This window comes from Bradyrhizobium cajani (assembly GCF_009759665.1).
In the GTDB taxonomy this organism is placed as follows: domain Bacteria; phylum Pseudomonadota; class Alphaproteobacteria; order Rhizobiales; family Xanthobacteraceae; genus Bradyrhizobium; species Bradyrhizobium cajani.
In genome coordinates this window covers 315,889-339,617 of sequence record NZ_WQNE01000001.1, presented here as the reverse complement: position 1 = coordinate 339,617, position 23,729 = coordinate 315,889, and the positions used below count along the sequence as shown (strand labels likewise).

At 65.5% G+C, this 23,729-nt stretch carries 19 protein-coding genes; 6 read left to right on the top strand and 13 right to left on the bottom strand.

Going from position 1 to position 23,729, the window contains the following annotated elements:
- Positions 1 to 4 precede the first annotated feature (4 nt).
- Positions 5 to 1,165 (bottom strand): MFS transporter, encoded by a 1,161-nt coding sequence (locus GPL20_RS01585; protein WP_157327040.1) that lies wholly within the window; start codon positions 1,163 to 1,165, stop codon positions 5 to 7.
- Positions 1,166 to 1,505: 340 nt separating this feature from the next.
- Here GPL20_RS01585 and bamA point away from each other — a divergent pair, with 340 nt between their 5' ends.
- Positions 1,506 to 4,019, top strand: coding sequence for an outer membrane protein assembly factor BamA (bamA, locus tag GPL20_RS01580; protein WP_167532845.1), 2,514 nt, complete (start codon positions 1,506 to 1,508; stop codon positions 4,017 to 4,019).
- A 286-nt stretch (positions 4,020 to 4,305) separates the two neighbouring features.
- Complete coding sequence (locus tag GPL20_RS01575) at positions 4,306 to 5,238, top strand: helix-turn-helix domain-containing protein (protein WP_157327035.1); 933 nt, start codon at positions 4,306 to 4,308, stop codon at positions 5,236 to 5,238.
- A 22-nt stretch (positions 5,239 to 5,260) separates the two neighbouring features.
- Here the strand turns inward: GPL20_RS01575 and GPL20_RS01570 are convergent, their stop codons facing one another.
- The 7 genes from GPL20_RS01570 to GPL20_RS01540 form a co-directional block, all read right to left on the bottom strand.
- Complete coding sequence (locus GPL20_RS01570) at positions 5,261 to 6,181, bottom strand: catalase family peroxidase (protein ID WP_157327033.1); 921 nt, start codon at positions 6,179 to 6,181, stop codon at positions 5,261 to 5,263.
- Between the two features lie 170 nt (positions 6,182 to 6,351).
- Complete coding sequence (locus GPL20_RS01565) at positions 6,352 to 7,584, bottom strand: Zn-dependent hydrolase (RefSeq protein WP_157327031.1); 1,233 nt, start codon at positions 7,582 to 7,584, stop codon at positions 6,352 to 6,354.
- Entirely contained in the window at positions 7,577 to 8,362 is a 786-nt protein-coding gene (locus GPL20_RS01560; protein WP_157327028.1) for an ABC transporter ATP-binding protein, read from the bottom strand. Before GPL20_RS01560 ends, GPL20_RS01565 begins: the two co-directional genes overlap by 8 nt.
- On the bottom strand, positions 8,359 to 9,132 hold the full coding sequence (locus GPL20_RS01555; protein WP_157327438.1) for an ABC transporter permease: 774 nt from the start codon (positions 9,130 to 9,132) through the stop codon (positions 8,359 to 8,361). The genes GPL20_RS01560 and GPL20_RS01555 overlap by 4 nt, the downstream gene beginning before the upstream one ends.
- A gap of 72 nt (positions 9,133 to 9,204) precedes the next feature.
- Positions 9,205 to 10,149, bottom strand: a complete 945-nt coding sequence (locus tag GPL20_RS01550; RefSeq protein WP_157327027.1) for an ABC transporter substrate-binding protein — start codon at positions 10,147 to 10,149, stop codon at positions 9,205 to 9,207.
- A gap of 106 nt (positions 10,150 to 10,255) precedes the next feature.
- The gene (hutC, locus tag GPL20_RS01545) at positions 10,256 to 10,984 is read right to left on the bottom strand and encodes a histidine utilization transcriptional repressor HutC (protein WP_157327026.1); all 729 of its coding nucleotides are present in this window, start codon (positions 10,982 to 10,984) and stop codon (positions 10,256 to 10,258) included.
- Entirely contained in the window at positions 10,981 to 12,339 is a 1,359-nt protein-coding gene (locus tag GPL20_RS01540) for a formimidoylglutamate deiminase (RefSeq protein WP_157327025.1), read from the bottom strand. The genes hutC and GPL20_RS01540 overlap by 4 nt, the downstream gene beginning before the upstream one ends.
- A gap of 82 nt (positions 12,340 to 12,421) precedes the next feature.
- On the opposite strand from GPL20_RS01540, the gene hutI reads away from it, so the two are divergent.
- From hutI to hutU, 3 genes are read left to right on the top strand one after another with little or no spacing between them, the layout of a single operon-like run.
- Positions 12,422 to 13,636: an imidazolonepropionase gene (gene hutI / locus GPL20_RS01535; protein ID WP_157327024.1), complete on the top strand. Its 1,215-nt coding sequence runs from the start codon at positions 12,422 to 12,424 to the stop codon at positions 13,634 to 13,636.
- The gene (gene hutH / locus GPL20_RS01530; protein WP_157327023.1) at positions 13,633 to 15,192 is read left to right on the top strand and encodes a histidine ammonia-lyase; all 1,560 of its coding nucleotides are present in this window, start codon (positions 13,633 to 13,635) and stop codon (positions 15,190 to 15,192) included. Before hutI ends, hutH begins: the two co-directional genes overlap by 4 nt.
- A gap of 12 nt (positions 15,193 to 15,204) precedes the next feature.
- On the top strand, positions 15,205 to 16,875 hold the full coding sequence (gene hutU / locus GPL20_RS01525; protein ID WP_157327022.1) for a urocanate hydratase: 1,671 nt from the start codon (positions 15,205 to 15,207) through the stop codon (positions 16,873 to 16,875).
- A gap of 8 nt (positions 16,876 to 16,883) precedes the next feature.
- On the opposite strand, the gene GPL20_RS01520 is transcribed toward hutU, so the two are convergent.
- The 4 genes from GPL20_RS01520 to GPL20_RS01505 all read right to left on the bottom strand — a co-directional run bounded on the left by GPL20_RS01520 (position 16,884) and on the right by GPL20_RS01505 (position 21,830).
- Complete coding sequence (locus GPL20_RS01520; protein ID WP_157327021.1) at positions 16,884 to 18,893, bottom strand: putative bifunctional diguanylate cyclase/phosphodiesterase; 2,010 nt, start codon at positions 18,891 to 18,893, stop codon at positions 16,884 to 16,886.
- Between the two features lie 314 nt (positions 18,894 to 19,207).
- Entirely contained in the window at positions 19,208 to 20,092 is an 885-nt protein-coding gene (gene blaBJP / locus GPL20_RS01515; RefSeq protein WP_157327020.1) for a BJP family subclass B3 metallo-beta-lactamase, read from the bottom strand.
- 151 nt (positions 20,093 to 20,243) lie between these two features.
- A complete protein-coding gene (locus GPL20_RS01510; protein WP_157327019.1) occupies positions 20,244 to 20,525 on the bottom strand; it encodes a TonB-dependent receptor plug domain-containing protein in 282 nt (93 codons plus the stop codon).
- A 63-nt stretch (positions 20,526 to 20,588) separates the two neighbouring features.
- Positions 20,589 to 21,830, bottom strand: a complete 1,242-nt coding sequence (locus GPL20_RS01505; protein ID WP_157327018.1) for a hypothetical protein — start codon at positions 21,828 to 21,830, stop codon at positions 20,589 to 20,591.
- A 260-nt stretch (positions 21,831 to 22,090) separates the two neighbouring features.
- Between GPL20_RS01505 and GPL20_RS01500 the strand changes: the two genes are divergently transcribed.
- The gene (locus GPL20_RS01500) at positions 22,091 to 22,900 is read left to right on the top strand and encodes an ABC transporter substrate-binding protein (protein ID WP_157327017.1); all 810 of its coding nucleotides are present in this window, start codon (positions 22,091 to 22,093) and stop codon (positions 22,898 to 22,900) included.
- Here the strand turns inward: GPL20_RS01500 and GPL20_RS01495 are convergent.
- Positions 22,874 to 23,572 (bottom strand): ABC transporter permease, encoded by a 699-nt coding sequence (locus tag GPL20_RS01495; protein ID WP_157327436.1) that lies wholly within the window; start codon positions 23,570 to 23,572, stop codon positions 22,874 to 22,876. The genes GPL20_RS01500 and GPL20_RS01495 overlap by 27 nt on opposite strands.
- Between the last annotated feature and the right edge of the window lie 157 nt (positions 23,573 to 23,729).

Genomic DNA, 23,729 nt, shown 5'->3' with positions numbered 1-23,729 from the left:
CTGCTCACGCACCGACGCGCGATACCTGGCGCCGATCGGTCGTGACGATGCGCGCCGACAGTGTGACGAGACCCATCAGCGCGGCCAGGAGCCAGAACGCTGCCGGGAGCCCGCTGCCACGGGCGACGAAACCGACGCCGGCGGGGCCGACGAGGATGCCGGCATAGCCGGCAGTGGTGATGGCCGCGACTGCGAGCCCGGTGGGCATCGCGGTCTGCTTGGCCGCCCTGCGGAACAGCACCGGCACGAGATTCGATGCGCCGAGGCCGATCAGCAGGAAGCCGGCGATTGCGACCGCCGCAACGGGAGCGGTGAGCAGGACCACGAAGCCTGCGATGGCGATGAGGCTTCCCCACAACAGCGTCGTGCGGTCGCCGATACGCGCGACGATGGCGTCGCCACCGAGTCGCCCGATCGTCATCGCGATCGAGAACACGATATAGCCAGTCCCGCCTTGTGCCTCGGAGACGAGGCCCGCGCCGATGACGAGCAGCGCCCCCCAGTCGAGCATCGCGCCTTCGACGAGGAAGGTGATCGCGCCGAGCAGCGCGAGCAGAAGCACCGATCCGTGCGGCAGCACGAATAGCGGCCCTTCCTGCACCTGCGCCGAACGAAGCAGGCGCGGCCAGGCCGCCAGCATCGCGATCAGCATCAGGGCGGAGCAGATTAGCGTGCAGGTGAGCGCGCCGAGCTGCAGCGAGAGCAGCGCCGTCATCAGCGCGGACCCGGCGAAGCCGCCGATGCTGAACAGCGCGTGGAAGCCGGACATCAGCGGCCGTCTTGCGGCGCGCTCCACCTCCACCGCATGGATGTTCATGGCGACGTCGATGGAGCCGAGCGCGGCGCCGAATGCGAAGAGCGCCAACGCCAGCGATGCGGGTGAGCTTGCGACGGCCAGCGAGGGCAGGACCAGGGCAAGACCGAGACCGCCCGCGATGATGATCGGCCTGCTGCCGTAGCGCGCGCTGAGGACGCCGGTCAGCAGCATGGCGAGGACCGAGCCGATGCCGAGGCTGAGCAGGAGCAGCCCGAGGATGCCGTCGTCGACGGCGAGGCGCGTCTTCGCGAACGGCACCAGCGGCGCCCAGCACGCGATGCCGAAGCCGGCGACGAGGAAGGCGAGCCGGGTCGCAAGGCGTGTCGCCGGCCGGTCGGCGGAAAGCATGGGAACTCCAAAGGAAGGACGAGAGGCGGGCGGCAGCGAAAATGGCTGAGCTGCCGTGCGAACGGGAGCGAACGCGTCGGCGCGCGCAAGTCATCGATGACTGTCCCGCTATATAGATGCCTTTGCGGCGAAGACAAAATGCGCCGGGCGCGTGGCTGATGGACGTAGCCGCAGGTCGATGGAACCATGCTGAGCGGGAAGGAACGTTACCGCCATCTGCACTGAAGCTGCCGACGCGCTAAATCAAACTCAATCCTTGGAAACAGTACAGCAATCTCAAAGCCACACCGCGGCCACAGCCGTCTCGTTTCAGAGCAGGCGACGTCTGTTGAGGTGTGGAATGTCGATTTTGCGGGCCTGGCTGGTCGCTGCGGCGGTGAGTGGCGTGTCGATTGCAAGTTCAGTTCCGCTTGCGCTGTTGCCGCAGCCGGCGGCCGCGCAAGCGACGGAGACCATCGTTGTCGAAGGCAATCGGCGCGTCGAAGCCGAGACGGTCCGCTCCTACTTCAAACCTGGCCCCGGCGGTCGTCTCGATCAGCCCGCCATCGACGACGGTCTCAAGGCGCTGATCGGAACCGGTCTGTTTCAGGACGTGAAGATCAGCCAGGCGGGCGGCCGCATTCTGGTGTCGGTGGTGGAGAATGCCGTGATCGGCCGCATCGCCTTCGAGGGCAACAAGAAGATCAAGGACGAGCAGCTCACCGCCGAAATCCAGTCCAAGCCGCGCGGGACCTTCTCGCGGGCGACGGTACAGTCCGATACGCTGCGCATCGCCGAGATCTATCGCCGGTCCGGCCGCTACGATGTGCGGGTCACGCCCGAGGTTATCGAGCAACCGAACAATCGTGTCGATCTGATCTTCACGATCGTGGAGGGCGCCAAGACCGGCGTCAAATCGGTCGAGTTCGTCGGCAACAGCGCCTTCTCGGCGGCGCGTCTGCGCGACGTGATCAAGACGCACGCGAGCAACCTGCTCAGCTTCCTCGGCAACAACGACATCTACGACCCCGATCGCGTCGAGGCCGACCGCGACCTGATCCGCCGCTTCTACCTGAAGAACGGCTTTGCCGACGTCCAGGTCGTGGCCGCGCTCGCCGAATACGATCCAGAGAAGAAGGGTTTTCTCGTCACCTTCAAGATTGAGGAAGGCCAGCAGTATCGGGTTGGATCGGTGAACTTCCACTCCAGCATTCCCGGTTTCGACACGGGTTCGCTGCGCGGCTATTCGCGCGTCAATGTCGGCTCGCTCTACAACGTCGAATCGGTCGAGAAGTCGGTCGAGGAGATGCAGATCGAGGCCTCGCGCCGCGGCTATGCCTTCGCCGTGGTCCGTCCCGGCGGCGACCGCAACTTCGAGGCGCACACCGTCTCGGTCGTGTTCAACATCGACGAGGGTCCGCGCACCTATATCGAGCGCATCAACGTCCGCGGCAACAGCCGCACGCGTGACTACGTGATCCGGCGCGAGTTCGACATCTCGGAAGGCGATGCCTACAACCGCGCGCTGGTCGACCGGGCCGAGCGGCGCCTGAAGAACCTCGACTACTTCAAGAGCGTGAAGATCACGACGGAGCCGGGCTCCTCGAGCGACCGCGTCATCCTGATCGTCGATCTCGAAGAGAAATCGACCGGCGACTTCTCGGTCTCGGGCGGCTACTCCACGACCGACGGCGCGCTGGCCGAAGTCTCGATCTCCGAGCGCAATCTGCTTGGCCGCGGCCTCTACGGCAAGGCATCCGTCAGTTACGGCCAGTATTCGCGCGGCATATCGCTGTCCTTCGTCGAGCCTTATCTGCTCGATTACCGGCTGGCGCTCGGCATGGACGTGTCCTGGCGTCAGCAACTGTCGAACAGCTACACCAGCTACGGCGTGACGACGCTGGGCTTCTCACCACGCCTGGGCCTTGCGCTGCGCGAGGATCTATCGCTCCAGCTCCGCTACTCGCTCTATCAGCAGAGCATCACGCTCGCCAGCGCATACAACAATTGCAACAACAACGCGTCCAACACGTCGCTCGCCTACAACCCAACTCCCGCTTACATCAGGAGCGTTCTTGGCGGCGTGGATCCGACCAACTCCACCGATTCGGGCGTCTATGGATACGGCTGCTATGGCGACGGCGAATCGAGCCTGCCGGTCCGCAAGGAGCTCGCGAACGGTCGGACCTGGACGTCGGCCCTCGGCTATACGCTGACCTACAACACGCTCGACAACACCAAGAACCCGACCGACGGCCTGTTGGTCGACTTCAAGCAAGACTTCGCCGGCGTAGGGGGCGACGTGACCTATCTGAAGACCGCCGTGGACACCAAATATTACACCCCGCTGGTGTCCGAGATCGTCAGCGTGATCCATCTCCAAGGCGGTATCCTCAACAAGATCGGCGACCAGGACCTGCGCATGCTGGATCATTTCCAGATGGGTCCGAACCTCGTGCGCGGCTTTGCCTCCAACGGCATTGGTCCGCGCGACATCACCTATGCGGGCTTCGGCGCCAGCGGCGATGCGCTGGGCGGCACGAAATACTGGGGCGCATCCATGGAATTGCAGATGCCGTTCTGGTTTCTGCCCAAGGAAGTTGGCCTGAAGGGCGCGGTCTACGCCGATGCTGGTTCGCTCTGGGGCTACCAGGGACCGACCTCCTGGTCGGCCACGGGCGAGGTCAACACGGCGGCCTGTCCGACCTGCGGATTGCAATACGACGACGGCAACGTGGTGCGCTCGTCGGTCGGTATCGGCCTGATCTGGGCCTCGCCGTTCGGGCCGCTGCGCTTCGACTATGCCGTGCCGCTCAGCAAGGGCAAATATGACGTCGTCCAGGAGTTCAGGTTCGGCGGCGGCACTTCGTTCTAGCGGGACGTCGCGCGTCGAAGGAGGGGCGGCGCCATTTCGTCGTGCGTTTGTGAAAATGCGTGATGAGGTGCCGGATCAGGCGGAGCGTGTCGCGTTGGCAGATCAGACCAAATCACATTGAAGTTGCTACGAAATCGCTCTGCTGCGCTGGCGCGGACGAGTCGCAGTGATGACGGCCTGACGGGTCTGCGAGCGTGGACAGCCACTTGCAGATGTCCGATAATGCGCACGGAAATTGCAGGACACTGTGGCCTGCACGCGGACTTCCACAGAAGGGCAAATCGCGATGACACAGGCAGGCGCCTACGGACTGAGGCTCGGGCAATTCCTGCGTTTGGACGAGGCGCCACCTTCGCTGATCACGCGCTCGCTGCGCAGCACCGAGCTCGCAGTCACCGAAACCCGGAATGACCGTCCGGTGCCTGGCTTGTCCGGGTCGCTTACGGCCGAAGACGCCTTTCTCGTCAGCCTGAAGCTTCACGATTACCCGGACTGTGAGCTCTGGGAGCGTGGCAAATGCATCATGAAAGCGGACGTCCACGCCGGCACGACTTATCTCTATGACCTCAAGCGCGACCCGCGCTATGTGATCGACAAGCCGTTCCACTCCCTGTTCTTCTACATTCCGCGTTCGGCGCTCGACAGCATCTCCGAGCAGTGCAATGCGCCCCGGATCGACGAGCTCGACTGTCAGATTGGGGTCGGTCATGACGATGGAATCATCCGTCACATCGGCGCGTCGCTGCAGGAAGGCCTGCGCAGGCCGGACGAGGCCAACCAGCTTTTCATAGACCACATGATGCTCGGGCTGACCGCCCATGTCGCCCAGACCTACGGCGGGCTTCAGCGCGCGTCGGCGCCGGTGCGCGGCGGTCTCGCGCCGTGGCAGGCCAAGCGCGCCTGCGAGAGGCTCGAGTCGGATCTCGGCGGAAAGCTCTCGTTGCAGAAGATCGCGACCGAGCTCGATCTCTCGGTCAGTCATTTTTCGCGTGCGTTTCGAATCTCCGTCGGCCTGCCGCCGCACCAATGGCTGCTTCATCAACGCGTGAAGGCCGCCAAGCAGTTGATGAGCGTCCGCGACCTGCCGCTGTCGGAGATCGCGATGTCGGCCGGGTTCGCCAACCAGAGTCACTTCACGCGGGTGTTTTCCTCGATTGTCGGTGTCAGCCCGGCAGTGTGGCGCCGCGAGGCGCTTGGCTCCGCGCACGGCAAGACCTGACGGCAGTATCGGGCGCCTGTCCTCAGCGGCGTTTCGCGTATGAGATGGTGTAGGCAGCACGCCGCGCCGCAAAGATCTCGTCCGGCGGGTGAGCGATGCCGTCGGCGAGATTGGCGGGATCGAAAATGGACGCGTCGCAGGCCTGGTCCGGTTCGAATCCCGTGATCACGATCGTGCCCAGGCGTACCTCTTCACGATCATCTTCGTCCGGCCAGCGCGCGGTCACGTCCATGGTGGGGTCGCCAGGGCGATCGAGCAGTGCCATCACGCTGAAGCGGGCCTCACCGGCAGCGATCCGCCTGCCAAGATCGTCGTGCAGGAAGTCGGCCGGCTTGGTCCTGGCCTCGTCCTCGGTCAGCGTGATGTCACCGCCGGCCGGGACGATCTTGAACTTGATGAAGCGCGTCTCGTTGCTGGCATTGGTCGCAGGAAAGGAATGCACGCCCCAATAGGTGGTGCCGGCAAGACTTCCCGGCAGTGGACGCGCTGCGATGTAGTTCGCCTGATTGAGCGTTTCGGGATTGGCCGCCGAGAACGCCTTGACCTTCGCCGTGTCCGGTTTGCCATCCGCTCCCGGCATGCGCGCATCGAGGAAGGCCAGCATCTGGTCGAGCGTTCTCGCAAAATGCAGGGGAGCGCTTTCCGCGAGGATGTCGGATCGATGATCGTCATCCCCGAGCCTGAAGCTGAAGCCGCGCAGCACGAGGCTGTTGGTATCGGCCACGTGGGGGTTGCCGCCACCCACGGAGAATCGCGCCAGCACCCGCGATGGTCTTGTGAAGCTCTGCGATCTCGTGATCTCCCTCGCGCGATCTGACGGGGTGTAGGTGCCGCGAACGCACCAGCCCTTTGCAAAGCTCGCGCGCACTTTCGGCGGATTGCCGGCAACCGCCTTCAGAGCGTCGACGATGGAGGCGGGCGTTGCTGGGGAGAACCTGGACATGGTGGGCCTTCGCGCGTGGGGCGCGCGAGATTAGGCCTCGTGCGAAACCAGTGTCTTTCCCAAAGCGGTCGGGCTTTGCACGATCCTGCTAGGGGATCGGGCATGATGGAGCGAATGCTGTTCGTTGTCGTCCCGTCAGCCGGTCAGCGGATGCGGGACACAGCGCCAACTCAGCCGCTGAGGATTCGCCGGCAGGCGTCGACGAAGACCTCTGCGCCGGTGACGATGTCGGCATCGGCGGTGTCCTCGGTCCAATGATGGCTGATGCCGCCAATCGACGGCACGAACAGCATGCCCGCGGGCATGATCGTTGCCAGCATCTGCGCATCGTGGCCGGCACCGCTTGGCATACGGACTGATCGTCCGCCGGCCAAGGCCCTGCTCGCGGCTTCGATCGCATCCTGAAAACTGGGGTTCATCATCGCGGGCGCGCCGGTCCGCAGCTTCGTAACGGCCACTGTGCAGGGACCGTTCGCACTGAACTCATCCGCCATCGTGCGCAGCACCGCCTCCAGCCGCGCGATCACGGCGGGATCGTCGTCGCGGATCTGGAACAGCATTTCGGCGCCGCCAGGAATGATGCTCGGCGCACCCGGATCGAGCGCGATGCGGCCGGTGGTCCAGACCGTGCGCGGCCCGCACGCGGCCGGAAAGCGTTCGTCGATGGCGACGCAGAATTTCGCCAGCGCCAGGCCCGCGTCCTTCCGCACAGCCATGCGGGTGGTGCCGGCGTGGTTCTGCTCACCCGTGAAGTTGATGCGGTACTGCCAGATGCCGACGATGGACGTCACGACGCCGATCGCAAGACCGCCGCTTTCGAGCGCATCGCCCTGCTCGATGTGCGCCTCGAGATAACCGACGTGCCGTCCCGGCTCGGCGGCGACGCGCGGGCGTCCGGCGAGGCCCATGTCGGCGAGTGCCTCGCGCATGGTGCGGCCGCTGGTGCGGTCGCGCGTGGCATCGATGTCGGCTTCGGTCACCTGTCCGACATAGGAGCGGGAGCCGAGAAAGTGCCCGAAATGTCCTTCCTCGTCGCACCAGGCCGCGACTTCGACGGCGCCTTTGAGCGCGGGATCGGCGTTGAGGACGCGCGCCGCTTCCAGCGCATAGACGACGCCGAGCGGGCCGTCGAGCCAGCCGGCGTAGTTCTGACTTTCGAGATGCGAGCCCGCCAGGAGCTTCGGTCCGGACTTTGCGCTGGTGCCGAAGACATTGCCGATGCCGTCGATCGCGGCGGAGAGACCCGCGTCGGGCAGCTTCTGCACCAACCACTCGAGCGACTGTTTGTGCGGCTCGGAGAAGGTCGGCTTGTGCACGCCGGTCTTGTAGGCGCCGATAGCGCGGAGCGTATTGAGATCGGCGAGAACGCGTTTCCCGTCGGCGCGCGGCTTTGTGTCAAGCATGTTCGGCAACCTTCAGCGCCTCGGTGCGGATCTCCTCGACCAACCGTTCCTTGAGCTGGACGAATTCGGGCGTGGTCTTGATCTTGTAGGAGCGCGGATGCGGCAGGTCCACGTTGATCTCGGCCTTGATGCGGCCGGGACGCGCGCTCATGACGATGACGCGGCTGCCGAGGAAGATCGCTTCCTCGATGTCGTGGGTCACGAACAGCACGGTCTTCTGGTCGCGCTCCCAGATGCCGAGCAGCATTTCCTGCATCAAGGCACGGGTCTGGTTGTCCAGTGCGCCGAAGGGCTCGTCGAGCAGAAGGATCTTCGGATCATTGGCAAGCGCGCGTGCGATTGCCGTGCGTTGCTGCATGCCGCCGGAGAGTTGCTTCGGCCAATGGTTCTCGAAGCCGGACAATCCGACCTGGCGGATGAGGGCGTCGGCAATCTTGTTTCGCTCGTCCTGCGCGACGCCACGCTCGCGCAGGCCAAAGGCGATGTTCTCGCGCACCGTCAGCCACGGGAACAGCGTGTAGGACTGGAACACCATGCCGCGATCGGCGCCCGGGCCGGTGACCTCGCGCCCGTCGAGCGTGACGCGGCCGCTGGTCGGACGATCGAGGCCCGCAACGATGCGCAGCAACGTAGATTTGCCGCAGCCGGAGGGACCGAGGATGGTGACGAAGTCGTTGTTGCCGATGGTGAGGTCGGTCGGCTCCAGCGCCCTGGTCGGTGCGTTGCCGTGGCGCGCGGGGAAGGTTCGCGAGACTTGCTCGATTCTGAGCGTGGTCATGCGAGCCTCCACGGAAACAGCCAGGCGTTGAACGCCTTGAACAGGAGGTCCGAGAGGAGGCCGATCAGCCCGATCACGATGATGCCGAAGATGATCTGGCCGGTGTTGAGCAGCGCCTGGCTGTCGGTGATCATGTGGCCGATGCCCGAGGACGAGCCGATCAGTTCGGCGACGATGACGTAGGTCCAGGCCCAGCCCAACACCAGCCGCAGGATCTCGGCGATCTCGGGGGCGGAGGAGGGCAGCAGCACACGGCGGATGATGCCGCGGTCGCTGGCGCCGAGCGTGTAGGCCGCCTCCACCAGATCGCGCCGCGTGGCGCCGACGGTCACCGCGACCATCAGGATGACCTGGAACACCGAGCCGATGAAGATGACGAGCAGCTTCTGTAGTTCGCCGATGCCGGCCCACAGGATCAGGAGCGGAATGAAGGCGGACGCCGGCAGATAGCGCGCAAAGGAGACGAACGGTTCGAGGAACGCCTCGACCGGCTTGTAGGCGCCCATCAGCACGCCGAGCGGCACAGCGATGATCGCGGCGAGCGCAAAGCCGCCGACGACGCGCCAGATCGTCATGCCGATGTCGTACAGGAAGCCCTGCCTGGCCAGGAGGTCATAGCCTTCCTGCACCATGGTCAGCGGATTGGCGAGGAATGTCTTCGACACATGGCCGCCGAGCGTCGCCCATGACCAGAGGGCAACGAACAGCACGAAGAACGCAAAGCCGTAGGCCACGCGCTGCTTCGATGTCACGGGATCCAGGGGACGCATCAACGATCTATCCGGGCAGTGAACAGAATTGCCGGCCCCGCCGCGAGACGGGACCGGCAGCTGTTGAAGAGGTTACTTGATGTAGCTCGCGTCGAAGAGGTCCTCGACCTTCGGCGCGGCCTTGATGATGCCGATCTCGAGCAGCAGGTCGGCGGCCTCCTTGTTGAAGGTCAGGAAATCGCCGGCGAAGAACTTCCGGTTCGCGGCCTTGTCTTGCCAGCGCAGATACTTTGCCGAGTTGCCGAACTGCTCGCCGGTCTGCTTCACGTCGGCGCCCATGATCTCGTAGGCCTTGGCCTGATCCTTGGCGATCATGTCGAGTGCCTCGAAATAGCTGTCGGCGAGCGCCTTGGCGGCCTTGGGATTCTCGGTGAGGAATTTCGGCGTGCAGCCAAAGGTGTCCATGACCATCGGATAGTCGAGCGTGGTGGCGATGATCTTGCCCTTGTCGGGCGCGGCGCGCACCGTCGACAGATACGGCTCATAGGTCATCGCAGCATCGTTCTGGCCGGAGACGAAGGCCTGCGCAGCGGCGGCGGGCTCGAGGTTGACGACGGTGACGTCCTTCACCGAGAGGCCGTTCTTCTTGAGCATCCAGGCCAGCGCGAAATAGGGCGAGGTGCCGGGCGCGGAGGCCGCGACGGTCTTGCCCTTCAGGTCCTTGATCGACGCGACATCGTTGCGCACGGCCATGCCGTCGGCGCCGTAGCTCTTGTCGAGCTGGAAGATCTGCTTGGTCGCAACGCCGTTCGCGTTCCAGGAGATCCAGGTCTCCACCGTCGTTGCCGCGCACTGGATGTCGCCGGAGGCGATCGCGAGATGGCGGTCCTTCTGCGGGATCTTCTTGATGGTGACGTCGAGGCCGTTCTTCTTGAAGATGCCGGCCTCCTTCGCCAGCGTCAGCGGCGCGAAGCCGGTCCATCCGGAGATGCCGACGCCGACCTTGACCTCGTCGGCGAGCACGGGAGTGGAGGCCGCGAGGGCAATGATTGTCGCAAATATTGTCGAACTACGCATGATTGTCGTCCTCTTGCCGATCGATGGTTTGACGTCCTGTTGATCATTGTCGGTCCTTGTGGACCGTTGCCCGAAGCGTTGCACGATTTGTGCCGACATCGTCCTCTCAACCTCCCTTGAATCGGGCGACAAGGCGGTGAGAGTCACCGGGATAGAGCAGGCGCACCGCAGTGATCGTGCGTGCACTGCGCCAGGTATAGCGGTCGATCACGAGGCAGGGCGCGCCGACGGCGATGTCGAGCGCCTCCGCCGCGCGATCGTCCGCAACGATGGCGCTGATGGTATGCTCGGCCTCCGTCCAGGGCACATGATGGAGCAGCCACGAGCCAGGCGGCTCGCGCGAGAAATCCGCGGTCGCCGCATCCGGCACGGACGACAGATCGATCAGCCTGTCCTCGACGGCGAAGGGCACGTTGTCGGCGCTGTGCCGGCAGGCGATCGCAACGACCTTGCCGGCCTTCTTCACGCCGAGACGGTCGCGGTCGGCGGCGGTCGCGGTGCGCAGCTTGCGGCCAATCAGCTCGTAGCCGTAGGCGCGGCCGAGCGCGGTGATCTCGGCACGGATGTCGGCGATCTTGAGCACCGCCGACAGATGCTGCGGCCGGCGCACGAAGGAGCCGGCACGCCGCCGCCGCTCGATCAGGTCGGCCTGTGCGAGCTCCGACAGCGCCTTGTTCACCGTCATGCGCGAGCAGCCGTAGCGGGCGACCAGTTCATGCTCGAAGGGAATGCGATGCCCTGGTGGCCACTCGCCGGTCAGGATGCGCTTCTCGATGTCGGCGCGGATGCGCTTGTAGAGCGTCGGCTTGTCGGCCGCATCGGTGGCGAGGCTCATGCGACGAGCCTCCGGACCGCCGCGTTGAAGCGCTCGCGCGCCACCTGACGCGATTGATGCCGCCCGCCTACGACGACCTTGCGGCCGCCGGCCCAGACGCAATCGATCGCACCACTGCCCGCGGCAAAGATCCAGCCGTCGATCGCGGCGTCGCGCTGTCGTCCCGCCAGCGACGGGTGCGCCGTGTCGAGCGTGACGATATCGGCGCGCGCGCCCGGCGCGAGGCCGACCGTGCCCTGCGCCAGCGCCCGAGCACCGCCCGCAAGCGCATGATCGAACAGCGTGCGTCCGGTCGAGGCGCCGGCACCACCCGAGAGCACGTTGCGCTCGCGATGCTTGAGGCGCTGGCCGTATTCGAGCTGGCGTAACTCGTCGGCGACGCCGACCAGCACGTTGGAATCGGTACCGACGCCGAATGCGCCGCCGGCATCGAGGAATTCGCGCGCTGGAAAAATGCCGTCGCCAAGGCTGGCCTCGGTGATGGGGCAGAGACCCGCGACCGCGCCGGTCCTGGCGAACGCGTTCACTTCCGCATCCGTCGTGTGGGTCGCGTGAATGAGGCACCAGCGTCGATCGAGCGGCGCGTGTTCCAGCAGCCATTGCACCGGCCGCCGGCCCGACCAGGCGAGGCAATCCTCGACTTCCTTCACTTGCTCGGCGGCATGAATATGCACCGGCCCGCCGCCCGCGAGCGGAACGATCGCCGCGAGTTCGTCCGGTGTCACCGCGCGCAAACTGTGCGGCGCGATGCCGATATTGGCGCCCGGCAATTCTGCGATCGCCTTGCGCGAGGCGGTCATCAACGCGGCGAACTGATCGACCGAGCAGATGAAGCGGCGCTGGCCGTCATGCGGTGCGGCGCCGCCGAAGGAGCCATGCGCATAAAAACTCGGCAGCAACGTCAGCGCAATGCCGGACGCGTCGGCAGCTTCTGCAATATGCGCAGCCATCTCGCCGAGGTCGGCATAGTGCGAGCCGTCGCGATCGTGATGCAGATAATGGAATTCGCCGACGCGGGTAAAACCCTGCTCGAGCATCTCGACATAAAGCAGCGTTGCGACAGCGGTAACGTCATCCGGCGTCATCGCCAGCGCGAAACGGTACATCGTCTCGCGCCAGGTCCAGAAGGTGTCGGTGCTGTCGCCGCGCAGTTCCGCCAGCCCCGCCATGCCGCGCTGGAAGGCGTGGCTGTGCAGGCTCGCCAGTCCCGGAAGCGCGATGCTGTGGCGTTCGTCGTCGGCGGCCGGCGCCACGCCCGGCGTCACCTCGGCGATCGCGCCGGCGGTGATCACCACCTGCACGTCATTGGCCCAGCCCGAGGGCAGGAGCGCGGAGGCGAAATGCAGTCGGGTCATGATTACACGCCGGCTGGACAGAACCGCCCCACGATTATATGTCTAGACATATAAGTCAAGCATCCCACGAAGGGACCGTTGCATGGCAGAGCGCTTCGACCGGATCTGGCATAACGCCCGGCTCGCCACGATGCGGGCCGACCGTCCCGATCTCGGCGAGATCGAGCGTGGCGTGATCGCTGCGCGCGGCGGCCACATTCTCTATGCGGGCGGAGCGGCGGACTTCCCGGCGGATGCCGACGCGATCGAGCGGATCGATTGCGAGGGGCGCTGGATCACGCCGGGCCTCGTCGACTGCCACACCCATCTCGTCTATGGCGGCAACCGCGCGCATGAGTTCGAGCTGCGCCTGAAGGGTGCGAGCTACGAAGAGATCGCGCGCGCCGGCGGCGGCATCGTCTCGACGGTGGCCGCGACGCGCAAGGCGAGCGAAGCCGAGCTTGTCGCGAGCGCGCTGCCGCGGCTCGATGCCCTGATTGGCGAGGGCGTCACCACGGTCGAGGTCAAGTCCGGCTATGGCCTCGACGCCGAGACCGAGATGCGGCAACTCTCAGCCGCGCGCAGCCTCGGCCGTCACCGGCCGGTTGCAATCCGCACGTCCTTCCTCGGCGCACACGCATTGCCGGTCGAGGCGGACGGCGACAAGGACCGTTATATCGATCTCGTCTGCAAGGAGATGTTGCCGGCTGTCGCAAAGGCTGCTCTGGCCGACGCCGTCGATGCCTTCATGGAAGGCATCGCGTTTTCGGCTGAGCAGACGGCGCGGGTGTTCGAGGCGGCGAGGGTGTTGGGATTGCCGGTCAAGCTCCATGCCGATCAGCTGTCGAATCTTGGCGGTGCTGCGCTTGCCGCGAAATTCTCGGCGCTTTCAGCCGATCATTTGGAGCATACCGACGAAGCCGGCGCCGCCGCGATGGCGAGGGCCGGCACGGTAGCCGTGCTGTTGCCCGGCGCATTCTATTTCATCCGGGAGACGCAGAAGCCGCCGGTCGAAGCGTTCCGCAAGCACGGCGTTCCCATGGCGCTGGCGACCGACTGCAATCCCGGCAGCTCACCGCTGACATCGCTCCTGCTTGCCATGAACATGGGCGCGACGCTGTTCCGGATGACGGTCGCCGAATGCCTTGCCGGCGTCACGCGCGAAGGCGCGCGGGCGCTTGGCGTGCTCGATGAGGCCGGCACGCTGGAGGCCGGCAAATGGTGCGATCTCGCGATATGGGACATCGAGCGTCCCGCCGAGCTCGTCTACCGCATCGGGTTCAATCCGCTGCACCGCCGGGTCTGGAGAGGAAAATGATCGAGCAGGGCGCCGCAGTCGTCGTCAAACCGGGAACGGTCAGCCTCGACGATCTTGCGCGTGTGCTTGCAGGTCAATCCGTCGTGCTCGATCCCGCGTTCTGGCCGCGGGTCGAGGCGGCGGCGGAGATCGTCGCGAAGGCGGCGCGCGCCGACACGCCTGTCTATGGCATCAACACCGGCTTCGGTAAGCTGGCCTCGAAGCGCATTCCGCCCGATCAGACCGCGCTGCTCCAGCGCAACCTCATCGTCTCGCATTGCTGCGGCGTCGGCGCGGCGACGCCGGAGCCGATTGTCCGCCTGATGATGGCGCTGAAGATCATCTCGCTCGGTCGCGGCGCCTCGGGCGTACGCCGGGAGGTGATCGAGCAGCTGCAGGCCATGCTGGCGCGGGGCGTCTATCCGCTGGTGCCGCAGCAGGGCTCGGTCGGTGCCTCCGGCGATCTCGCCCCGCTTGCGCACATGACGGCAGTGATGATCGGCGAGGGGCAGGCGGTCGCCGACGGCAAGATCGTGTCGGGCAGCGAGGCGCTCGCCGCCGCCGGCATTGCGCCGCTGACCCTGGGCCCCAAGGAAGGCCTTGCGCTGATCAACGGCACGCAGTTCTCAACCGCCTACGCCATGGCCGGTGTGCTGCGCGCATTTCGTCTGGCCCGTGCTGCGCTCGTCACCGGTGCGCTGTCGGTGGATGCGGCGATGGCCTCGACGGCACCGTTCCGCCCTGAAATCCAGGCGCTGCGCGGCCATGCCGGGCAGATCGCCGCGGCGGCGACGCTGACCGCGCTGCTCGACGGCAGCGACATCCGCCTGTCGCATCTCGAAGGCGACGAGCGCGTGCAGGATCCCTATTGCCTGCGCTGCCAGCCGCAGGTCGCAGGCGCCGCGCTCGACCTGATCACGCAGGCCGCGCGCAGCTTGATCGTCGAGGCCAACGCCGTCACCGACAATCCGCTCGTCCTTGTCGAGACCGGTGAGATCGTCTCCGGCGGCAATTTCCATGCGGAGCCGGTGGCCTTTGCCGCCGACCAAATCGCGCTCGCATTGTCGGAGATCGGCGCAATCAGCGAGCGGCGCATCGCGACGCTGGTCGATCCCGCGCTCAATTTCGGCCTGCCGCCGTTCCTCACCCCCGATCCCGGCATCAATTCCGGCTTCATGATCGCCGAGGTGACGGCGGCCGCGCTCTATGCCGAGAACAAGCAGCGCGCAGCTGCCTGCTCGATCGATTCGACGCCGACCAGCGCCAACCAGGAAGACCATGTCTCGATGGCCGCGCACGCCGCGCGGCGTCTGTCCGACATGGCGGACAATCTTGCCGCGATCCTCGGCATCGAGCTTCTGGTCGCAGCGCAGGGCATCACGCTGCGCGCGCCGCATGCGACGAGTTCACCACTCGCTGTCGTCATCGCGGCGCTTCGCGACAAGGTGCCCGCGCTCGGCGCCGACCGCTACATGGCCGGCGATCTCGCCAGCGCCGCCGCGCTCGTCGAAGCCGATGCGCTGCCGGCCACGGCGCTCACGGCGCTTCCATCTGATCCGTTTCCGAGACTTGACTAAAGAGGTACTGGCATGAACCGCCGACTGGACAATGACCGCACCATCCGCGCGCCACGCGGCAGCGACATCAGCGCCAAGAGCTGGCTCACGGAAGCGCCGCTGCGCATGCTGATGAACAATCTCGATCCTGATGTCGCCGAGCGCCCGAGCGAGCTCGTGGTCTATGGCGGCATCGGCCGTGCCGCACGTGACTGGGAGAGTTTTGACCGGATCACAACGGCCTTGCGCAAGCTCGAGGGCGACCAGACGCTGCTGGTCCAGTCCGGCAAGCCGGTCGGTGTGTTCCGCACCCACGCCGACGCGCCGCGTGTGCTGATCGCGAACTCCAACATCGTGCCGCATTGGGCGACGCTCGATCATTTCAACGAGCTCGATCGCCAGGGCCTGATGATGTACGGCCAGATGACGGCGGGCTCCTGGATCTATATCGGCAGCCAGGGCATCGTGCAGGGCACGTACGAGACCTTTGTCGAGGTCGGTCGTCGCCATTATGGCGGCAGCCTCGCCGGCAAGTGGATCTTGACCGCCGGCCTCGGCGGCATGGGCGGCGCGCAGCCGCTGGCTGCGACCATGGCCGGGGCTTCGATGCTCGCGGTCGAATGCCAGCCGAGCCGGATCGAGATGCGGCTGCGCACCGGCTATCTCGATCGGCAGGCTGCAACGCTCGACGAAGCGCTCGCCATCATGGAAGAGGCCGCAAAGACCAAGAAGGCGGTCTCGGTTGGCCTGCTCGGCAATGCCGCGGAGATTTTCCCGGAGCTGGTGCGCCGCGGCGTCAAGCCCGACATCGTCACCGACCAGACCAGCGCGCATGATCCGATCAACGGATACTTGCCGAAGGGCTGGACGCTGGCTGATTGGGAAGCGAAGCGCGCCTCCGATCCGAAGGCGGTCGAGCGCGCCTCGAAGACCTCGATGGTCGAGCATGTCCAGGCCATGCTGGATTTCCATGCACAGGGCATTCCGACGCTCGACTACGGCAACAACATCCGCCAGATGGCGCAGGACATGGGCCTGAAGAACGCCTTCGATTTCCCCGGCTTCGTGCCCGCCTATATCCGTCCGCTGTTCTGCCGCGGCGTCGGGCCGTTCCGCTGGGCCGCGCTCTCGGGCGATCCCGAAGACATCTTCAAGACCGACGCCAAGGTCAAGGAGCTGATGCCCGACGACAGGCATCTGCACAACTGGCTCGACATGGCCAAGCAGCGCATCAAGTTCCAGGGCCTGCCGGCGCGGATCTGCTGGGTCGGTCTCGGCGATCGCCATCGCCTCGGCCTTGCCTTCAACGAGATGGTGGCGCGCGGCGAATTGAAGGCGCCAATCGTGATCGGCCGCGATCATCTCGACAGCGGCTCGGTGGCGAGCCCCAACCGCGAGACCGAGGCGATGAAGGACGGATCGGATGCGGTGTCCGACTGGCCCCTGCTCAACGCGCTGCTCAATTGCGCCAGCGGCGCGACCTGGGTCTCGCTGCACCATGGCGGCGGCGTCGGCATCGGCTATTCGCAGCACGCCGGCATGGTGATCGTCGCCGACGGCACGCCGGAAGCCGCAAAGCGGATCGAGCGCGTGCTCTGGAACGATCCCGCCAGCGGCGTCATGCGCCATGCCGACGCGGGTTACGACATCGCGATCGACTGCGCCCGTGACAAGGGGCTCGATCTGCCAAGCCTGCCGAAGTAGCTACGACGTCAGGCCACGACCTTGGCCCCGGCGCCGTCGAGGCGCTGGCCTTCCTTCGCCAGATAGTCGTCAATCGCGTCGGCCGGCATGGGCTTGGCGAAATAGTAGCCCTGGATGAAGTCGCATCCCAGGCGGCGCAGGGTGTCGAGCTGCGCACGGGTCTCGACGCCCTCGACGACGCAGGCGATCTCCATGTCGTCGCACAGGCCCGTGAGCGACTTGATGATCTTGTGGCTCACCGGATTCTCGTTGATGTCGGCGACGAAGCTGCGGTCGACCTTGATCTTGTCGAGCGGCAGCCGGTGCACGTGGCTCAGCGAGGAATAGCCGGTGCCGAAATCATCCAGTGAAATGCCGCAGCCCATCGCCTTCAATGCCACGATCGACTGATGTGCGCGCACGAAGTCGAAGGTAACGGCGGTCTCGGTGATCTCGAAATCGATGCGGTGCGGCGACACCCCGCTCTTCTCGACGATGGTGATCAGCGGCAGAATGCCTTCGGCCGCGCAGACATCGTGGGCGGAGAGGTTGAAGGACAGGCGGATGTGGTCGGGCCAGGTCCCGGCAGTTGCGAGCGCGCGGACCAGCAGCGCCTGGGTCAGCGGCCTGATCAGGCCGATACGCTCGGCGGCCGGAATGAAGTCGGCCGGCGAAACCAGCCCGAGGCGCGGGCTGTGCCAGCGTGCCAGGACCTCGAAGCCGGCGGTGTGCTCGCTCATGGCGTCCACGATCGGCTGGAACACCAGGTCCATCTCGGTGCCGAAATCGGCGGTGCGGAGCAGGTTTTCGATGACGCCGCGGCTGCGGATCTCGGCCTCGAGCTCGCTCGAGAAGATCACGGTGCGGCCGCGCAGGTGACGCTTGGCGTGATAGAGCGAATAATCGGCGCATTCATAGAGCGCCTCCGATGTCGTCGCGGAGTCCGGGAACAGCGCGAAGCCGGTCGAGCAGGACAGTCCGGTATGGGCGGTGTCGAGCTGGTAGGGCAGCTTGATCTGATCGCAGATGCGTTCGCCAAGTCGCGTCAGATCCGCCTCGTCCAGGTCGCCGCAAACGACCAGGCCGAACTCATCGCCGCCGAGCCGGGCGAACTCGACGCGCTGCGGGCCGAAGCCTTCGCAGATCTCGCGGATGCGGTGTCCAGCCTCGATCAGGACACGGTCGCCGACCGAGTGACCGTAATTGTCGTTGATCGGCTTGAAGCCGTCGAGGTCGATGATTCCGACCGCGACGCGAACCTTCCTGCGCTCGGCGTCGGCGAAGGCGCTCGACAGCTCGGCGAAGAAGCGGCGGCGGTTCGGCAGTTCGGTGAGGGAATCGAGATTGGCGAGGCGGAAGTTCTCGTCCGAGAGCGCCTGGGTCGCCGCCTGCTGTGCCAGCAGGGACTTGCGGCTGGCGACGAGATCGGCGAAGTCGCGATAATAGATGAACAGCACCGTCACCATCGCGCCTGAAACCAGCAGGTTGTTGACCGCGATCGCCTTCAGCGTCGGCTCGCCGGTGGCCCAGAAGAACAGCACATAGGGCACGTCGACGACGAGCGTCACGATCAGCGCCGCGGAGCGCAGGTGCATCAGCGAGAAGATGCAGCCGATCACGGTCACCGCCATGTAGAAGGCGACCTGGCTCTTGGCGAAGGGATCGCCGTAAGGGTAGAGCGCGAACGACCAGGCGGTGAAGCCGGCGCCGATCGGCAGCGTCAGCCAGTTGGTGGCGCGCAGATTGCGCAGGATATCGGCGTCGCTGCGCACCAGGTGACGCTGGTGCAGCCACCAGAATGTGCGCAAGCCTGCGAGCACGGTGAGGACGCCCGGCACCACCATCGTCAGCCAGTCAGGCGCCACGTTCACATAGGTATAGGCAACAGCGATCGTGTTGCTCATGAGGATGAAGTAGAGCAGCGGGACCTGCTTGGAGAAGGCGTCGAACTGCGCGCGCGTCAGGTCCGGGTTGTCGGCCGGCACGCGAAACAGCCGCATTGCGGCGGCGAGGTGGGATTTCAAATCGGCAGCAGGCATTGCAATACGAGCCCTGGTCCCTTCAAAACCGGGCGATCTTGCACGGAGGGGGTAAAGGTCGCGTTAGGTGGGTTCCGGGCGCAAAGCCAGCGCAGGTTGCACGCTGCTGCGGCGTTTACCGGCCACGTGCATTGGTGAGGCTCCGTTAAGGATACGCGGCGGCCGAGTCGGGTGTTTCGGCGCTGTCGGGCCGCTTGCGGCTACGTCCTGCTAACCATGCATATCGGCGCTGCGCATTGCCGCACGTCGGCGGCACCGGTCGCTGCGTTCACCTCTCCTCGTCGAGGAGAGGTGAAGCGCATCGCGTGATGCCGCTACTTCTTCTCCAGCGCTGCGGTCTGCTTGGCGAGTTGCTTGTCGAATTCATCCGACAGTCCGCTCGCGTAGGCTGCGAGCTCGCCCGGCTTGACGAATGGATTCGGCGCACCAACCTTCATCTGCGCGCGCTTGGCCTGCATGCCATAGACTTCCGGATGCGGCCCGAGCAGCACGTCGATCTTCATCGCCTTGGCCTTGGCGAAGGTCGCGCGGTAGTCGTCGACGATGCCGGGATAAGTCGGCTGGCCGACCAGCCGGTTCAGCGCCACTGTGCCGCTACAGAAGAACAGCACCTCGCGGTCCTGGCCACCGTCCTTGACGGTCATCTCCCAGCTCGTACAGCCCGGCGAATGGCCGGGCGTCGCATGCGCCGTCAGCGTGGTGTCGCCGAGCGTGACCTTGTCGCCTTCCTTCACAGTGCGGTCGACCTTCACGGCGGGGAAGGTGAGGTCCCCGTTCTTCTCGTCGCCGGGATAGTAGCCGCCCTCCAGCAGCGGCCTGTCGCGCTCGCCGGCGACGAGCTGTGCGCCGGTCTCCTTCTTGATCTCGGCGAAGCCACCGGTGTGGTCGAGATGCGCGTGCGTGTTGAGGATGTATTTGATGTCGGAAACCTTGAAGCCAAGCTTTGCGATGTCGTCCTTGATCATGCCGGTCGACTGGGTCATCGCCGTATCCATCAGGATCAGGCCCTGCGATGTCTTGATGACGTAGACAGCGATACCGTCGGTACCGACATAATAGATGTTGCCGATCAGCTGGAACGGTTCGAACGGCGCCGTCCACTTCTGCATGACCGTTGCCAGGAAATCCTTGAGGGTCTGCGCCTGTGCTCCAGTTGCGAACAATGCCAGCGCGCACAGCGCGGCCGCGAGCTTCTTCATAGTTTGCCTCCCACAGTGTTCTTGTCGTTTGATCGGGCGCGTATGGCTCAACCGGCGCGCAAGTTACGTCGTCGCTGGCAGTGCAGGCAACAGCCGTGAGTTGGGAAAATTCATGAACCGCGCGGGAAGAACGGCGTGTTTGGTGAAAGCCCTAGCGCCCGATCGTCACGCCGGCGGTCGAGCGCATCGCGTCGCGGAGGCTGGTCGCCTTCATGTCGTCGAGAACCTGCCGCGTCAGCACGGTGGTCTGGCCGGGCGTGTTGAGAATCGTTTCCCCGCGCGAGGAGGAGAGGCGATCGGCCTTGTAGGGCGCCGCCGGATTGGTGGAGGTCGTTGCCGGCGCGTGATGCTGCCGCTTGCCCGAAGCCGCAAGGGCGCCTTGCGAGCAGCAGAGGGTGGCTATCACGACGAGTTGCAACGACCTTGCCCGCATGCGGCTCTCCCGGGTCCGGGCATCAGCCTAGCACATTGCGGCAGTCGTCGCAGGGGAAAGAGATCAGGCGAGCGCCGCCTGGCGCTCCCGCATCGGGCTGGAAGTCCGATCGAGGTTCCGTGGCTCGGCGAGGCGGGTGAAGCTGCGATGGCCCGTCGGCGCGGGCGCCTCGAGGATGACTCCTTCGCAGACGATCTGCCCGCCGAGCACCCTGAATTCCAGCTTGTCGTAGCGCGGCATCGTCTCGCCGGGCGCCGGCGGCAGCAGGCCAATGCTCCCCTGGATGTTCAGCGTGGCATCGCCGGTGCCATGAAGCCGCGGATTCCACATCCTGATCCCGGTCTCAGCCCAGCGCTGCCGGATCAGCGCGGCACGGTCGACGGGTTCCGCGACCTTCGACCGAGGTTTCCGCGCGCTGAGGATCTCCGGAGCGGGAGTCGCGAGAACCGGCTCCGGCGCGACGTCCGTGACGACGCTCGGAGCGTCCGTGGAGGAGTCCGCTGCGGCGATCGCCGTGACGGGTGCAGAATCATTGGCGAGGACCGGCTCGATCTTGACCGCGACGCTGGGAGATGGGTCGCCGCCAGCGCTGCTCTCGGCGACACCTTCCGCTGAGATCTTGCTATCGGCAAGCGCGACACAGGGGTCGTCCACGACGGCCAGCTCAACACCTGCTGGCAGGTCGTGAGAAGCATTGTCGTCGACGACGGGTGCATCGGCCGAGGCAGTCGCGACGCCGGCAGACGAAATGGGTGCTTCTTCCGCGACGACGGGTTCGACGTCGACCTGGAATTCGAAAGGGGAATTGCTGCTGATGACGGGCTCAGGAACCTCGATCGGCTCGACCTCGACGGCGGCGGTCGCGACCGGTGCCTCCTCGGCAACGACGGGTTCAGTGTTCACGAGGAGTTCGGCGGGCGAGTCATCGCCGATGACTTGGGGAGCATCAACCGGCTCGCTCTCGACCGACGAGACCGCAGCCTCTTCGACGGCGGCCGGCTTGACGTCGGCCGGCATCTCCAAGGTTGGATGATCTCCGACGTCGATGTCGGTTGGCGCTGCCGACGGGCTCTCCGCGGTGACAGTGTCGTCCTCTGCGACCGGAGTCGCGACCGCAATCTCGGCTTCGCTGGGCCGCGGGGCACCGCTGATAGCGGCGTCGAGAGTCGGGGCAGCTTCCACAACGTCGGCGGCAACGGTGGGCGAGTTGTTTGCGGCGATCGGCGCGGCGTCGATACTGCCGCTGTGCGGCAAGGGCCGAAGCCGGGTGAACGCCCATTTCACCGCAGGAATGCGGCGCAGCAACGATATCAGTCTCGAAAGCACTGGGAGTTGTCCAAGAGGTACTCGGCGTGAGGCAATCGCTGATTCGCCAGCAATGCAAAAAACTGCCCCGGCCGTCACACTGATGTCAATGTAGGTGGGACCAATTGCAGAACATCGAGAAGCTGCGATCGATATAAGATCAAGCCGCTACCCATGTGACTTCCTGCGTCATTCTCTTGAGGGTAGGTTACCCGCGAGGGGAGTTCGGAACCCCGGAGCATTTATCGTAAGGACCACGCATGAGAAAGTTAGTCGCCGTCGGAGCGCTTCTGCTCTGGTCCACCATCGCATCCGCGCAGGATCGCAGCATCACCGTGGCCTCGACGACGTCGACCGAACAGTCGGGGCTGTTCGGCTATCTGCTGCCGCTGTTCTCGAAGGCCGCGGGCATCGACGTGAAGGTCGTTGCCGTCGGCACCGGGCAGGCGCTGGACATCGGGCGGCGCGGCGATGCCGATGTCGTGTTCGTCCATGACAGGCCCGCCGAAGACAAGTTCATGTCCGAAGGGCAGGGCGTGAAGCGCTTCGACGTCATGTACAACGACTTCGTCATCGTCGGGCCGAAGAGCGATCCGGCGCACATTGCCGGCGGCAAGGATGTCGCCGAGGCACTGCGCAAGATCGCGGCGGCGAAGGCGCCGTTCATCTCGCGCGGCGACAAGTCCGGCACGCACGCGGCCGAGCTGAGGCTGTGGAAGGAGGCGGGCGTCGACCTCGGTGCCGGCAAGGACAGCTGGTATCGCGAGATCGGCCAGGGCATGGGCCCGGCGCTCAACATGGCCTCGTCCTCGAACGCTTATCTTCTGTCGGACCGCGGCACCTGGCTGTCGTTCAAGAACAGGGGCGAGCTCACTGTTTTGACCGAGGGCGACAAGCGGCTGTTCAACCAGTACGGTGTCATGCTGGTGAATCCTGCAAAGCATCCCGACGTGAAGGCGCAGGATGGGCAGGCCTTCATCGACTGGCTGGTCTCCTCGAAGGGGCAGGAGGCGATTGCCGGCTACAAGGTCGGCGGCGAGCAGCTATTTTTCCCCAACGCGTCCCACTAGCAGGAAGGCGACGGTCGAGACCGCCGCGCTGAGTGCGAGTAGGATCAGCCCGAGGCCGAGTGCCAGCGGCAGGTCGCCCTTGCTGGTCTCCAGCGCGATCGCGGTCGTCATCGTGCGCGTGAAGCCGCGGATGTTGCCGCCGACGATGATGATGGCGCCGACTTCCGCGATGGCGCGCCCGAACGCCGCGAGAAAGGCCGTCAGCAGCGAGGTCCGGCCGAGCGCGAACAGCAGGCCGATGCTGCGCAGGATCGACAGCCCGTCGATCCGTGCCAGGTCGCCATACTCCGCCCAGAGCAGGCTCGCCGGCCGGTGCACCAGCGCTACCACGATCGGCGTCGCGAGCAGCGTCTGCGCGATCACCATGGCCGCCGGGGTGAACAGCAATCCAGCTGATCCGAGCGGGCCGGACCGCGACAGCAGGAGATAGAGTGCGAGCCCCACCACCACAGGCGGAAGGCCGAGCAGGGCATTGGTGAGCACGATGATGACCTGCCGCCCGCGGAAGCGGGTGATCGCGAGCAGGGCTCCGAATGGGGCGCCGATCAGCAGCGCGAGGATGCTCGCGGTCAGGCTGACGCGCACCGACAATGCGACGATGCCGAGAAGCTCGGCGTCGGCCTCGCCGATCAGCGCGAAGGCGGCGACGACAGATTGCGTGAAGTCGTTCATCCGTGCCTGAACGTCGGCGCCAGCAGCCATGCCTCGGGAGCGTCGATTTCGGGACTACGGAGGCGTTTCACGGCTAATTCCCTGCGAGTATCGTGGTGCAACGCAGCGGATCGGTCGCGTACCGCCTGCACATGTGGCTCTGCCTGCAGCACGGAGA

Coding starts and splice junctions, on each gene's coding strand:
- GPL20_RS01500 (WP_157327017.1), top strand. CDS start 22,091: ATGAGAAAGTTAGTCGCCGTCGGAGCGCTTCTGCTCTGGTCCACCATC.
- GPL20_RS01565 (WP_157327031.1), bottom strand. CDS start 7,584: ATGCTTGACACAAAGCCGCGCGCCGACGGGAAACGCGTTCTCGCCGAT.
- GPL20_RS01575 (WP_157327035.1), top strand. CDS start 4,306: ATGACACAGGCAGGCGCCTACGGACTGAGGCTCGGGCAATTCCTGCGT.
- hutI (WP_157327024.1), top strand. CDS start 12,422: ATGGCAGAGCGCTTCGACCGGATCTGGCATAACGCCCGGCTCGCCACG.
- blaBJP (WP_157327020.1), bottom strand. CDS start 20,092: ATGAAGAAGCTCGCGGCCGCGCTGTGCGCGCTGGCATTGTTCGCAACT.
- GPL20_RS01585 (WP_157327040.1), bottom strand. CDS start 1,165: ATGCTTTCCGCCGACCGGCCGGCGACACGCCTTGCGACCCGGCTCGCC.
- GPL20_RS01570 (WP_157327033.1), bottom strand. CDS start 6,181: ATGTCCAGGTTCTCCCCAGCAACGCCCGCCTCCATCGTCGACGCTCTG.
- hutH (WP_157327023.1), top strand. CDS start 13,633: ATGATCGAGCAGGGCGCCGCAGTCGTCGTCAAACCGGGAACGGTCAGC.
- GPL20_RS01550 (WP_157327027.1), bottom strand. CDS start 10,149: ATGCGTAGTTCGACAATATTTGCGACAATCATTGCCCTCGCGGCCTCC.
- GPL20_RS01510 (WP_157327019.1), bottom strand. CDS start 20,525: ATGCGGGCAAGGTCGTTGCAACTCGTCGTGATAGCCACCCTCTGCTGC.
- bamA (WP_167532845.1), top strand. CDS start 1,506: ATGTCGATTTTGCGGGCCTGGCTGGTCGCTGCGGCGGTGAGTGGCGTG.
- GPL20_RS01495 (WP_157327436.1), bottom strand. CDS start 23,572: ATGAACGACTTCACGCAATCTGTCGTCGCCGCCTTCGCGCTGATCGGC.
- hutU (WP_157327022.1), top strand. CDS start 15,205: ATGAACCGCCGACTGGACAATGACCGCACCATCCGCGCGCCACGCGGC.
- GPL20_RS01555 (WP_157327438.1), bottom strand. CDS start 9,132: ATGCGTCCCCTGGATCCCGTGACATCGAAGCAGCGCGTGGCCTACGGC.
- hutC (WP_157327026.1), bottom strand. CDS start 10,984: ATGAGCCTCGCCACCGATGCGGCCGACAAGCCGACGCTCTACAAGCGC.
- GPL20_RS01540 (WP_157327025.1), bottom strand. CDS start 12,339: ATGACCCGACTGCATTTCGCCTCCGCGCTCCTGCCCTCGGGCTGGGCC.
- GPL20_RS01560 (WP_157327028.1), bottom strand. CDS start 8,362: ATGACCACGCTCAGAATCGAGCAAGTCTCGCGAACCTTCCCCGCGCGC.
- GPL20_RS01520 (WP_157327021.1), bottom strand. CDS start 18,893: ATGCCTGCTGCCGATTTGAAATCCCACCTCGCCGCCGCAATGCGGCTG.